The sequence below is a fragment of the Pikeienuella sp. genome, assembly GCF_046290545.1.
Classification (GTDB): domain Bacteria; phylum Pseudomonadota; class Alphaproteobacteria; order Rhodobacterales; family Rhodobacteraceae; genus Pikeienuella.
Genome location: NZ_JBKAGV010000018.1, coordinates 167,238 through 180,256, shown reverse-complemented (window position 1 = coordinate 180,256; position 13,019 = coordinate 167,238). Strand labels below are relative to the sequence as shown.

The following is a 13,019-nucleotide window of genomic DNA, read 5'->3' as shown; positions in this document are numbered from 1 at the left end:
AGGACACGCCCGCATGAATGAACCAGAACGGAGAACGACCAGATGAAAAACCTCAAGATGGCGCTGATGGCCAGCACGGCGGTCGCCGCGCTCGGCTGGAACGGCGCTCTGGCGCAGAGCGTCACGATCAGCTCTGACCCGGCAACGCTCGACGAGGCGGCGATCACCATCGCTGACGGGCTGGAGAACTTCCTTAGCGGCTCGCGCCAGCTCTCGACCTCCTCCATCGTCGACGACGGCCTCGTCACCAGCGACCAGACCATCGACGTTGTCGATGACGACGTCGTGACCGAGAGCCAGTCGATCCTCAACGTGATCACCCGCAGTCAGTCGCGGATGAACCAGCAGACAACCACGGTCGAAGTTGATTCGAGCACGGCCAACGCGGCGAATGTCGGCGGGCTCAACATCGCACCCGGCACCGCGGCCACAGCGGTCGTCGGCAACTTCGGCATCGGCGCGGGGTCGCTGCAGTCGATCACCGACGGCCTCACCGCGGCTGCCGTCGACAGCCTGATCGAGATCGACGTTGACTCGATCGGCATCTCCGGCGTCAGCACGATCCGGGGCACCCAGTCCATCGCCGATTCGCTGGCCAATGACTCGGTCAACACCGTCACCGCGCAGGACGTCAGCGGCGCCGGTGTCGCCATGCCGGCCGGCATCGTCAGCCTGCAGACGGCGACCTCGACGGACAACTCGGCTGCCGCGACCACGACCGCGATCACCAGCGACGTCACGACGGCTCTGGTCAGCGTGAACCTCGACGGTGATGCCGCCGCATTCGACATCACCGCGGACGCCTCGGTGGACGAGAACGTCATCGCCTCGCGCGCCGGCGCCAATAACGCGGTCAACTCGCTGACCGCCGGCAACGGAGACAGCGTGGCGCTGGGGCTCGGCACCGTCGCCGACCTCGCTCTGGCCTTCGGCACCGCGTCCGCCGGCACGCTCGCCTTCATCGCCGACTACGCCGTGGGCAACGTGCAGACCGCCGGCGGCGCCGGAGCGGCGAACGCGATCAATGTGGACGCCGACGTCACCACCGGCACGGTGGAAGTCGTCGTGGGCGGCGTCGCGCCGACGCTGGGCGCCGACCTGTCCGCGCGCGGCAACAGCATCCTCGCCGAAGCGACGATCAACACTGCGGCCAACAGCGCCAACGTGACCACCGGCGGCGTGACCGGCGCCTCAGTCGGCGTCGGCTCGGTCCAGAGCCTGACCGGCGACGGAACCGAGGACATCACGGCGGATGTGGTGGCGTCGCTGATTCGCCTCGCTGGCACCGAACCTGGCGAAGAGCTCCAGGTGGCCGATACCGAGGTGCTGACCGTCACCGGCAACACCATCGGCGCCGAAGCCGGCGGCAACGTCGCGACCAACGAGCTCCGGCTCACCTCGACAGGCGCGCTGGACGGCCAAGACGCCCGCGTGCTCGGCGAACAGCAGGCCACCACCGTTCAGGCGGCGGCCACGCTGGCGGCGCCGACCATCGCCATTGAGGACATGGACTTCCTCGGCGCCGACGCCGTGGCCAACCTGTCGGGCAACGCGATCAGCGCAACGGGGAACATCAACCGGCAGGACAACCTGCTGGTCCTCGCCTCGCTCGGCGCGACGACCGCCGACACTGCGCGGCTCGACGGCGTGCAGATCGCGGACGAGATCGATCTCGACTCGACCGTCAACGGCAGCATCATGGAGATCGACGTCAACGACACCGATACGGCGGTGGACGGCACGTTCGTGATGCGCGACAACGCCGTCACCGTGATGGCGAGCCTGAATGACCAGACCAACCAGCTCGGCTACACTGGAGGGTCTATCGCGGGCGGCTCGCTGATCGTCAACGGCGCGCAGACGTCGGGCGCCGACGCCGCCAACAACGTGGCGGCGACGATCGGCGGCTCCTCGGTCATGTCGATCGCGGTGAACGAGGAGCCCACTGAGACGACGGGCGCGCAGATGAGCATCCTCAACAACGGCTTCACCGCGGACGCCGCGGCGAACCGGCAGAGCAACCTGATCGTGGCGTCGGGCCTCGCGCCGGTTCAGGCGCGGTCGCAGGCGTCTCAGACCCTGACCTCCACCACCGTGGCGGCCACGATCAACGATGCGGCGATCACGGCGCTGTCGTCGAGCGGCGAGGCCGTCACCTCGGTGCTGGCAGGCAACACAGTCGCCGCCCGGTCGGCCGGCAACGTGTCGACCTCGACCATCTCCGCGACTCGCGGCACGAGCTTCAGCTTCACGCGCTGATCGCCTCCGCCGCTCTCGCGCCGGGCCCCCGTTCGGGGCCCGGCGCACCCCCCGGCCGCCTGTTCGGCCCCAGTTTCGACGGACGCCGCCACATGACCCTGCGCCCCCTCGCCGCCGCGCTCGCCCTCGCCCTCGCCGCAGCCTCCGTAACGGCGCCCGCGCCGGGCCGCGCCGCCGACGCCACCGGCGCCTACGGCGCCCGCGGCGCGCAGGGCGTGATGACCTGCGCCCAGCTTCAGCGCGTCGTCGCCGCCCGCGGCCCCGAGCTGCTCGCCCTGATCGCCTGGATCGACGGCGCCGTGACCGGCGCCAACATGATGCTGCCCAACACCTTCGACCTCAGCCCCTATCGCGGCTCGCCGGTGGTGCAGGCCATGGTGATCAAGCGCTGCGGCGCCAACCCGCAATCGCCGGTCCACGCCGTGCTCTACCAGGTGCTCAACACGCTCGCCCCCTTCCGCTCGCAGACCGACGGACCGATGGTCGCCATGTCGGCCAACGGCTCGAACATGGCCATCGCGGAATCGGCCATGCGGCAGGTGCAGCAGCAGCTCATCGAGCGCGGCTTCCTGCCCACCCGGCGCGTCGACGGCCGCTACACCGAACCCGTCCGCAAGGCGCTGCGCGAGTTCCAGCAGGCCAACAGACTGCCCTTGACCGAACTGCCCGACCCCGAGACGCTGGAGCGCCTGGGCCGGCGCTGAGGCGCTGGCGATCTTTCGCCTGTTCCCCTGACGCGACGGCCTTTCGAGCCGGCGTCGATGTTTGTTATCGGATTTTGAGAGGTGCGAACATTTTGATGACCGTGCGGAACGATCAGACCGCCCTCGGCGCCGCTGCAGAATACCGCGCAGGATCAAGTAGAATTCGAACCACTGTGACTTAACGCACGCATCGCATCGGTTTCCGGAAAGAGTTAATGGAAGCGTGTTTCATCAACGGCTAATGAAATGCGCAGAAGCTCCCCGCCGACCTTGACGAACTCGCCCCGGCGGTGGCGCGCCGGGGGCGCTCACTACAAGGGTGCGAATTGAGCGTCAGAGATATTCATTGCGGGCGCCTGAAGGACATGAGCGAGTCGACAGCGAACCTGAAAGAGTTGGCGCCGGCCGCGGTGCGCCGCTTGGCCGCGCGTCATCGGCGGCGAAGGGCCGTTGCAGCCTTTCTTGTTGCAGCGATGGCCATTGCAACAGCCGGCGCAGTCGCGGCGGTGGTCGCGCAGTTTGAGCGCCGCTCGGTCGAAGCCGACCTCCAGGCGCGAACCTCTGCGCTGGCGCGGACGATCGACCTCCGGCTGCTGACCTTCAAGGCCGCGCTCTCCACCGTCGCGCAATCATCGACCCTGCGGGAGGATTTCGACCTCCGGCGCGTCGAAAAGGACGCTCGTCGAATAGGCGATCTCTACGGCGGGTGGTTCACCATCGCGACCGGGGGCGACACGCTGGAAATCCTGATGACCACGGCGTCGGAGAGCGGCGCTCTTCCCTCGCCGGAGCCGCGAAGACAGTATCCCGAAGTCGCGCGGGCGGAGGCGGAAAGCCTTGACTCGGGGCGGGCCGCCGTCTCCGACGCCTTCCCCGGGCGCGTGAAAGGCAGCCCGGTCGTGACGGTCGTTAGTCCTGTCGACCGGAACATGAACCCCGATCCGTTCATCTATTTCTCGGTCAGCCTCGCGGATCTCTGCGGCTGGCTCACCAACGAGGCGTTGCAAGAAGGGGAATTCGCAGCCCTTGCTGACGGGTCGCGGCGGGTGATCGCGCGTTCGGAGAATATCGAGCAGTTCATGCTGCGAGCCACCCCGGCGTGGTATGTCGACTTCACGAAAGAGCGAAACAGCGGCGTCGCCCATGGGATGCCGATAGGAGACGGCGCGCCGAGGCTTTTCGCATTTCAGCGCCTCGCCGAGGCGCCAGCCTGGACGTTGGCGATATCGAGCCGGCCGCCGACATTTCTCGGGTCAGCCATTCACTCGGCTTGGCCGGCGCTTTCGGCGCTCGCCGTCACGTTTCTTGGCGCTGCGCTCTCGCTCCTGATACTCGATCGCCGACGTGTGCGCGAAGAGTCGGAGTTTGCGATCGAGCGGGCTTTAGAGCGGCAACTAATCCTGACCGAGCTTCGCTCAGCCGACAAACGGAAGTCGCGGCTCATGGCGGTGCTTGCGCACGATCTGCGTGCGCCGCTCGTGGCGATGCTGGCGTCGTTCGATCTGTTCAAACATCACGCGAACCGAGAGGCTTGCGAGCAGTTGATGGATCAGGCCAAACAAGACGGTCATGGCATGTTGCGACTGATCGACGACGTTCTGGATCTCGCCGTTCTTGGCTCCGGAGAGGTGCGTCTTCGTCCTGGGCCGTTCGATCCAGTCACCCTGCTCCAAAACGTGCGGCGCGTGATCAAACCCGAGGCGGAACAGCGTGGAATCGAGATCCAGATCGAGAGCGGCGCGGTTCCAGAATGCCTGCTGGGCGACACGGCGGCTCTGCAAAGAGTTCTTGTGAACTTCGGCATGAACGCCGCGGAGGCCACGCTGCAAGGGACGATCACACTCGCCGTCAGCGCGGGTCCGCGGGACCCTGCGGGCCGGGAGATGACCTTCGCCGTCTCTGATACGGGCCGCGGCATCGCTTCGGAAGATATCCCTTTACTGTTCCGGGAATTCGGGATGCTCGAGCGATTGGACGCATCGTCGGGCGGCACGGGATTGGACTGGCGATATGCCGTCGGCTGGCGGAGGCCATGGGCGGCGAGGTGGGCGCCGAAAGCAGGCCGGGGAGCGGCTCCCGGTTCTGGTTGCGCGTGACATTGCCGGAGGCGAGGCCCGAGGAGATTTCGGCCATGGCGGATCACGCGCTCATCGAGATGTTTTCCGGGATGCGGGTACTGGTGGCCGAAGACCAAAAAACCATCCGCCACCTCACATCCCTAAGTCTTGAACAACTCAATGCGGCGACCGTTGAGGCGGAAGACGGTGTCGAGGCGGTTGAACTGGCCGGGCGCGAAGCGTTTGACCTCATCCTGATGGACCTGAGAATGCCAAGGATGGATGGAGCCGAGGCCGCCTCCCGAATCCGTCGTAGCGGTGGCCCGTCGGCGCAGGCGAAGATCATTGGCGTCACTGCGCACCAGACCGAGAGCGCCGCCCTGATGCTCAGCAACCAGGCGCTCGACGCGTGTCTGCCCAAGCCGCTCAACCTGCACGATCTTGCTGCGCTGCTTGAAGATCAGCCGAGACCGCATCAGCATGACGAAGCACAAGAGACGTTCGACACCGCAACGGTCGACGCCCTTCGCGCCCTCGACGGCGGCGCATCGCTGGCGCGGTCGCTGACCGGACTGGCGCGCGAGTTGACGAAGGCTTGGGAGGTCGTCGGTCGCCTCATCGATGGAAACGAAGTCCAGACGGTCGGGAGTATGTCCCACAGGCTGTCAGGCCTCTGTCTAGTGCTCGGCGCGCGCAGCCTGGCGGGTCGCCTGCGGACGCTGGAGGAACTGGCCGAAGCAGGCGAAACGGCGGCCCTGCGCGCGGCCTTCTCTGCGATGACGCCAGAGATGGAGCGGACGCGCGAAGCAGCCGAGCGAATGGCCAGGGATTTCGATTTGACGGCGTAGGCCCGTCAGCTTTCGCCACGCTCGCCCTACCTGACGGCGTCTGGCGTCCCGCCGCGCAGCAACCAACCGCAACAGCCCGAAGGTCCAGTGCGGCCTCGACCGCATCCCCGGCGACAACCGTCTTGAGATCGCCGTCGCCACGGTCGGGCGCTTTATCGACCAGCGGCCTCCCCCCGTTGCTCCAGCGACCCGCACGCCCATCCCGGTCGCCTCTGATGCCACGCCGGCATCCGTCTCGAAGCCCCTGTCGGCGGATGCGATCAAGTCGAGAGGCCCGAAAAACAGCTTCGAAAAACGATGATTCTGAAGAAATTGAAAGACAATAAATTACTTGCTTATTGCGCGACACAACAAGTGCACCTTAAGAAAAATCTAGAACGACGCCAAGTGGAATGCTAAGATGGATCTGGAGGACCTGATCGCCGAAATGGAGCTTCAGCAGCGCCTGATCGATGCTCTTTTTCGGTTGGTTGTTTACGGTGGAACGCATTGCAAAGTCGAAGCTGCGCTGGACGAGATTGTAGAGTGGGCTCATGACGCCAAGCCGGAAGCGCGACGTGTTCGCCTTGTAGCTGCGCTTGACCGGGTCCTAGGCGGGATGAAAATGCCACCCAGTCCGCAGCTGAACCCACTGTCATCGATCCGTATGTCGGTGAAGTGATCCTTGCCGGGCAAAGCGAAGTCGGACTCCGTCAGATTTTGGCCGCTACGCCGTTGGTCATCGCGTTCCAGCAGTTGAATGCTTCGATCCGCGACGTCACTCCGAGCTTCTTGAACACATGGTAAACGTGAACCCGCACGGTCGACTCGCTGATCCCAAGCTTGAATGCGATGTCCGCGTTTCGGTCCCCGTCGATGATGTGCTGCAGAATCTCGGCTTCACGCTTCGATAGCGCAAATGTGGACTGCATGCGGCCCAACTTGTCCACCGGCGTGGGCAACTCGAAGAAGCTCTGGCCATTCATGACGTCGACGATTTTCCCCGCCAATTCGGACATGCCGACGTCTTTGGTCAGCGCGGCCGCCACGCCGACCTTGGACAGATCGGAAGCCAGGGCAGCGGTCACATGTCCCGAAAGGACGACAACACGCCCTTTTCGCGCCAGCCGCACCACGCGGGAGACGCTGCTCACGCCACGCATGTCGCCCATCTTGTAGTCGAGTACGATGACGTCGGTGCGCGGTCGACGGTCAAGATGCTCGATCGCAGATGCCAGGCTGGCCGCCGTATCGACGCGAGCGTTAGGAAGGCGCTGTTCCAGCGCTAGCGCAAGAAGATCCCTTATCAGCCGCTCATCGTCGACGATGAGCACCGAGAGTTCGGATTCAAGTGTTGTCTCGCCGGCATCGTCGCCGCTCCCGTCGGTTTCTGATAACCTCAAATCCACACCCTCCTGTACATCAGGCGACACGTTCCTTTTCCACGGCGAAAGCCGCCGGGCCTCGAACTGCATCTTAATCTGCAGAATTGATCGCCCGTCCTGCGCCCAAAGGGCTCCAACGGGTTCAACGAGCATAACTGATAAGTTGGGGACTTATTGTTAATTCTCACTACTACACTGAAACATGTGTTTAGAGAACTTACCAGAAATGCCTATAAAATGCTCGGCGCGCAAAACAGCCGTCACTGCGAGACAGAAAGAGAGCCTGAAGGAGACAGGGTCACGTCCACTGCTAGCGAAGGCAGGTTGTTCCGACCGGCGTTGAAAAGGTCACGGGACGCGGATGACGGGTCCGGGACACCGGGCGGGGGCAGAGACGGGTCTGTGCCGTCCCCCACCGAACTTCGCCCTCCCCGGAGCGACACACGGCCCGAGCCGGCGAGATCCGCCAGTATGCCCACTTCGGTGGGAGCGCCGAAAGTCTGGACGGCGAAAAAAGGATCGCGCCCTCCGAGGCCCTGCACTGAAACCGAGCGCGAACCGTCCCCGCTGCCGGAAACCGCGCGGCGCCGGGGATCGACCAAAAGCCGGCCCTCGGACGGCAGCCGGTCTTCAAGCATCTGTCCCGGGCGACGCACGACGCAGCCGTCGCCAACCGTCTCTTCCTCGCCGCACAGGCGCAGAGAACCCGGCCCCTCGCGAACATCCGGTCGCACAGATTGCGGCGCGTCCTGCGGGCCGATGCGCAGCGGCCCGTCATCCGCCTCCGCACTCCAGCCAAGAAGCGAAAGTATCGAAGCCAGCGCAACCAGGTTCCGGGCGGTCATTGCGTCACCGTCACCTGATGACCGGCGCCCACCGAAGCAACCTCGGGGGTGGTCGCAAGGCTCACCGACGTTCCCGGAGCAACCGTCTGGTTCACGGTCAGCGAACCGCCGGCGCCGATGTTTGTCGTGAAGTTCGCCATGACATCCGGCATGGTCTGGTTGAGCGTCAGCGCCGCCCCGTCGTCGAGCGTGGCCATCACATTTGCGCTGGCGCCCGCGCCAGACTGGTTGAAGGTCGCCGAGGCGTCCCCCCCGAGCGCCGTGATGTCCACGGACAGAGACGCCGCGGCGGTCTGGCTGACATTCACCATGAGGTCGCCCGCGCCGCTCAGCGTCAGGTCGTGGGAGACGGTCTCGCCCGCCGCGTTGACGTAAAGGTTCACGGTGCGCGCGCCGACGCCGGACGCCTCGACCGTCGAGGACAGATCGCCGGCGCGGGCGTAGAGGAGCACCGTGTCGGCCCCTGCGGTGCTGATGTCGATCTCCAAAGTGTCAGCGTCGACATCAAGGCCGACTCTGCCGCCGACGCCGCTCTGAGCGATGTGAACTTTGGAGAAATCCCCCGTCATGGCCGCCGGCCCCGCCGCCTTGAAGACGAGATCGCCCGGCTCCGCGGGAAGCGTAGAGGTCTCGACGCCGCCGAGCCAGTGACCGCCGCCAGGCGCCTGCTCCAACCGAAAATCCGTGATCGCGCCGCCGCCCTGCTGGATGCGCGCCTCATTCGCGAGCGCAGGCGCGGCGAGCAGAAGCGGGAACAGGGCCATCCGGAGGGAAACGAGAGCGGTCATGGGCCTCACCGTCAAGTTGCGTGGATAATCCGGGGCGCGCTCTCGGGCACGCCCCGGACCAAAGCGTGCGCTATTGAGAAACCGTGCCGACACCGCCGCCCGCGAGGACGGTCGAGCCGGAGTCTGGCCATTGAGACCGCCGAACTGCGGCAGGTTCGGAGTGTAGCGCATCTCCTGCGCACCCGCATATGCACCGAGACTGGCCAGCATCGCCCCTGCCAGCGCCGCGGTCGTCACTTGTGATCTTCGACGCACCTGACTGCTCCTAGTAACATCAACTGGGCGAGAGATTACGTCGCTATAAGCAAAATTATATACACGTTTCGCCTATCAAGACACACATAAGTTTTACTTGGTATAAGTATAATGCTTATCTAGTGCGTAAAGAAGCCTTTATTCATTTGTATTTATTGGTTTGACTCGGCTGTGATATACTGAATTCAAGATAAATGTTCAGGTCAGCAACGGGCAAACCGTTCTGCATTGGGCTGCGAGCACAGCTGATCGAGCGACTCCAGGGCGGCGTGCGCCGGCATCGCACCGCGGTTCCATGGGAATTGCGCCGCTCGCTGCGGCGACTTGCGCTAAAAGGTTCACGGATGTGGGCCAATCACCGGTTGGGCGCGCGGTCCGAGTCGGCTCAAGACGTTCCTGTTAAGAAATGCAGGCCGCCCGCGAGACTTGTTGTCCGCGATGACCGCCACGAATTGGAAGGGCAGGCGCTTTACGAATACACGCACCTTGAAATAGAGGGCGCCGGCAGCGCTGAGACTCAAAGTCGAAATTTATGGCGGCAAAACGCCTAATTTCTCAGTTCTACATGGAACCTGTCTTCTCGGAATACCTGTCGTTATCCACGATGTGATTGAGATCAGAAATCGCCTTTACAAGTTCAAGGATCTTGCTGCGCCGGATCGGATCCTCGATGGCCCTGTATGCATTGATCAAATCAAGCTCAGGCTTTTGCAGTGTTTGTATGTCGTCAAGCGTGTAATTGACACAGTCGGATATTGAGCTTATTTCAACATCATCCAATAGTTCGCTGATCGATTTTTTATAGAACCTGGAAATCCTTACGAGCGAGACGAGACTGATGCGGTTAGTGCCAGCCTCGTACTTTTGAACCTGCTGGTAGGTACAGCCCAATACTTTCCCAATATCAGATTGTGAGATCCCCGCACGGATCCTCATACGCCGCAGCCGTGCACCCAAAGATGCATCTACTTTTTCTAGTCTCAACACGCACTACGCTCCTTTGCACTCGACTAACAGGAAATTTCGCCAGATATGCTTTTGTCAAATCGCTATGCCTTAAATTCCACCCTAAGGCGTTTTGTATTTTCTTTTTTAACAGTTAAAAAACCTCCGCTCGTATAAATCACAAATTCAATAATCACTCAGCTTCGTAGCGGGGTACTGAACTATTGTCATTCAGTGTTTTGCTTAGAGCGTGTTTGAGAAGGCTCACTTCCATCGCCTGATGAGGGTCGCGGCGGCGGCGGCGGCGATGAGGGTTTTGGCGACGCTGGTGAGCTTCTCGTAGTCTCGGGCGAGGCGGCGGCATTTCATGATCCAGACGAAGCTGCGCTCGACGACCCAGCGGCGGCGAATGGCCACGAAGCCTTTCATCCAGGGCATCCGGCGCACGATCTAGAGGGCGACGTGGGTCTTGTCTTTCGCCCAGTCGACAAGGCGTCCGGCATAGCCGCCGTCCGCGAAGACGGTCTGGCTGTCGATGATCGCGGCGGAGGGCGAGGCCTCCCGTCCGGCCCGCTCCCGGTCCGCGACGGCGAGGGCGTGGTGGACCCGCGCCCACACTCCTTCGCGCTCCCAGCGCCGCAGGTAGTAGTAGACTGTCTGCCACGGCGGGAAATAATGCGGCAGGAGCCGCCATGAGCAGCCGGCGCGCAACAGATAGAGGATCGCCTCGACGATCTCGCGCTTCGGCGCGCGGTGTGTGTGCCGAGCGTAAACTCCTCGAAAGTGCCGTTTGAAAATTCCCCAGTCTGAGCGCCGGAGCGCCGATCTGGGCATGCCCGGAAGATCGGCGCGGCGGAAACACCCCACCTGCAGACCCACACGCATGCCGGTCTGATCGCGCTGGAGCTCCCGAAGCTGCGCGAGGGCAACTGCTTACCGAGCTTCCTGGAGCCGCGCCGTACAGCCGAGAGTGAGCCCGCGAACGCCAGCGGTCCGAGTGAGCGGGCGAACGCTGGTGGCAGTCATACAGGAGGCCTACGTCCACGGCGTGTCCACCCGCTCCGTCGACGATCTGGTGAAGGCTATGGGCGCGGGCGGCATGTCCAAGAGCCAGGTGTTGCGGCTCTGCGTCGCCGTAGACGTGTGGGTGAACGCCTTCCTGCAGCACCTGCTTGAGGGGTAATGGCCCTACCTCTGGCTCGACGCCATCTACATCAAGGTGCTCGACGGCGGCCGGATTGTCAGCCGTTCTTTCACAGTGGCCGTCGGCGTCAACGAGGACGGCAAGAGAAAGGTGCTGGGGGTGCACGCCGGCCATTCCGAGGCCGAGGTGTCCTGGACCAACTTACTCCGCAGCCTCGCCGACCGGGGCCTGCGCGGCGTCCGGCTGGTGATCGCTGACGATCACAAGGGGCTCCGCGCCGCCGCGCGACGGGTGTCAGCCGCCAGGCACCAGAGGTGCCGCGTTCACTGGATGCGCAACGACCTGGTCCCTGCGCCCGCCAAGCAGCGCTGCGCCGTGGCCACCATGCTCAAGACGATCTTCGCCCAGGAGAGCAAGGTCGAGGTTGTCGTCCAGTGGGACGTGGTCGCGTTCGCGAGGCTTACGCGGCCCCACCGGGGCCACGCTCCCCACTCACCGCCGCGCGATAAACTGCCCACGCTCGCCGCCCTGATGGACGGCTCGAGAGACGATGTGCTCGCCTATATGGACTTCCCAGGTGAGCACTGGCCGCAGATCGCCTCAACGAAGCCGCTGAAGCGCGTCGACAAGAAGATCAAGCGTCGTTCGGTCGTCGTCGGCGGTAGGGCGATGGCCCTCACTCTCGAACAACGACGAGATCATCCGCCTGGTCGGCGCGCTGATGCTGGAGACCAATGACGAGTGGACCGTGGCGCGGCGGTACGTGGGGCTGTAATCTCTCGCCCCCATCACGGATACTCCCAATCACGGGCTGCCCACAGTGGCCGCCTGATCGAGACCGGGCCTCTCCGAAAGCTGGCGTTCATACACCCCCCCAAGGGGCGCTACCGGACCCGTCCGCGATCCCGTGAAAACGGCGCCCGCCTTCACGCGAAACATGCAACCGTAATCCCTGCAGATAAACAAATATACTATTTCAATGAGCAAAAAATCTGGGTGAATACACTAGAGCGTGATGTAGCTTTGTGTAGAACAGATCCGCAAGAAAAGTGGACGGGGTAGGAGGGAGCGTAGTTGCTAGTTGCTACGGTCGCAGAGTGGAACTGGCTGGTGGCTGTCTTACGGCCACCAGCCGGAGCAAGGCATGGAGTGGGGAGAACATGCTCAAAAGCCACTTGCGCCGGGCCGCCTTAGACGCGCACGCGGGCAGTTGAACAAGGTAGAAAGGGTTTACAGCGATGCGCGTAGGCCCCATTGAAGGCGTCGACAAAAAGAACCCAATGAACTGCCCGGCCTGCGATGAGTACCGGCAGCGCGCCGAGAAAGCCGAGGAGGCGCTGCGAGCTTTGATAGAGCTGAAGAGCCTCGATCCCAGGCAGGTGGGGGCGGCTCTTGGCCTCAGTCCCCAGCAGGCGCGCATTGTCACCAAATTGGCATCCAATCCCGGCGTTGTCACCTCGGAAGCGTTAATCGGCGATACAAGTCGCGGAAGGAACCTTCTGCGCGTCGTGATTCACAATATACGAGCTGACGCGCCTTGGGCTGAAATCAAAGCCATCAAGGGTGTGGGATACAGCATCACGGCTGATACCCGCGCGGAAGTGTTCCGTCGCGTGAAGGAGTTTTTGCTTGACTGACTGGAATTAGTAAGTCGGGAAAGCATAATATAGGGTTTAATTTTCGGTAATTGGTAAGTAATATTGCCAAAAATAAACCCGCATTCCCGAACGAGCCTGACCACGTTGCCGCGATAGGAGTGGCATTCCGCGGTTTGCGGCGAGAGGGCGAGCGAGTTCGTGGCCTGGGCCGA

Annotated in this window: 9 protein-coding genes and 3 pseudogenes; 7 read left to right on the top strand and 5 right to left on the bottom strand. The window is 63.3% G+C overall.

All coding sequences use genetic code 11. The features are described from left to right. The first annotated feature begins 42 nt into the window (after nucleotides 1–42). The 5 genes and pseudogenes from ACE37J_RS21795 (at nucleotide 43) to ACE37J_RS21775 (ending at nucleotide 6,529) form a co-directional block, all read left to right on the top strand. Entirely contained in the window at nucleotides 43–2,259 is a 2,217-nt protein-coding gene (locus ACE37J_RS21795; RefSeq protein ID WP_409715973.1) for a beta strand repeat-containing protein, read from the top strand. Nucleotides 2,260–2,351: 92 nt separating this feature from the next. After that, nucleotides 2,352–2,963 carry a peptidoglycan-binding domain-containing protein gene (locus ACE37J_RS21790; protein ID WP_409715970.1) on the top strand — a complete coding sequence of 204 codons (612 nt, stop codon included), beginning with the start codon at nucleotides 2,352–2,354 and terminating at the stop codon, nucleotides 2,961–2,963. A gap of 365 nt (nucleotides 2,964–3,328) precedes the next feature. Next, nucleotides 3,329–5,004: pseudogene (locus tag ACE37J_RS21785) on the top strand (ATP-binding protein); the annotation flags it as partial. Nucleotides 5,005–5,094: 90 nt separating this feature from the next. Further along, nucleotides 5,095–5,868: a response regulator gene (locus ACE37J_RS21780; RefSeq protein ID WP_409716064.1), complete on the top strand. Its 774-nt coding sequence runs from the start codon at nucleotides 5,095–5,097 to the stop codon at nucleotides 5,866–5,868. Nucleotides 5,869–6,268: 400 nt separating this feature from the next. After that, the gene (locus ACE37J_RS21775; RefSeq protein WP_409715966.1) at nucleotides 6,269–6,529 is read left to right on the top strand and encodes a hypothetical protein; all 261 of its coding nucleotides are present in this window, start codon (nucleotides 6,269–6,271) and stop codon (nucleotides 6,527–6,529) included. A gap of 31 nt (nucleotides 6,530–6,560) precedes the next feature. On the opposite strand, the gene ACE37J_RS21770 is transcribed toward ACE37J_RS21775, so the two are convergent. From ACE37J_RS21770 to ACE37J_RS21750, 5 genes and pseudogenes are all read right to left on the bottom strand, one after another. Continuing rightward, entirely contained in the window at nucleotides 6,561–7,322 is a 762-nt protein-coding gene (locus ACE37J_RS21770; RefSeq protein WP_409715963.1) for a response regulator transcription factor, read from the bottom strand. 170 nt (nucleotides 7,323–7,492) lie between these two features. Beyond that, nucleotides 7,493–8,077: a hypothetical protein gene (locus ACE37J_RS21765; RefSeq protein WP_409715960.1), complete on the bottom strand. Its 585-nt coding sequence runs from the start codon at nucleotides 8,075–8,077 to the stop codon at nucleotides 7,493–7,495. Continuing rightward, nucleotides 8,074–9,102 carry a hypothetical protein gene (locus tag ACE37J_RS21760; RefSeq protein ID WP_409715957.1) on the bottom strand — a complete coding sequence of 343 codons (1,029 nt, stop codon included), beginning with the start codon at nucleotides 9,100–9,102 and terminating at the stop codon, nucleotides 8,074–8,076. Before ACE37J_RS21760 ends, ACE37J_RS21765 begins: the two co-directional genes overlap by 4 nt. A gap of 579 nt (nucleotides 9,103–9,681) precedes the next feature. Continuing rightward, a complete protein-coding gene (locus ACE37J_RS21755) occupies nucleotides 9,682–10,107 on the bottom strand; it encodes a helix-turn-helix domain-containing protein (protein WP_409715954.1) in 426 nt (141 codons plus the stop codon). Nucleotides 10,108–10,329: 222 nt separating this feature from the next. Next, nucleotides 10,330–10,899 (bottom strand): annotated as a pseudogene (locus ACE37J_RS21750) (transposase). Nucleotides 10,900–10,944: 45 nt separating this feature from the next. Here ACE37J_RS21750 and ACE37J_RS21745 point away from each other — a divergent pair. Beyond that, nucleotides 10,945–11,984: pseudogene (locus ACE37J_RS21745) on the top strand (IS256 family transposase); the annotation flags it as partial. A 463-nt stretch (nucleotides 11,985–12,447) separates the two neighbouring features. Beyond that, nucleotides 12,448–12,846 carry a helix-turn-helix domain-containing protein gene (locus ACE37J_RS21740; RefSeq protein WP_409715951.1) on the top strand — a complete coding sequence of 133 codons (399 nt, stop codon included), beginning with the start codon at nucleotides 12,448–12,450 and terminating at the stop codon, nucleotides 12,844–12,846. Nucleotides 12,847–13,019 lie beyond the last annotated feature (173 nt).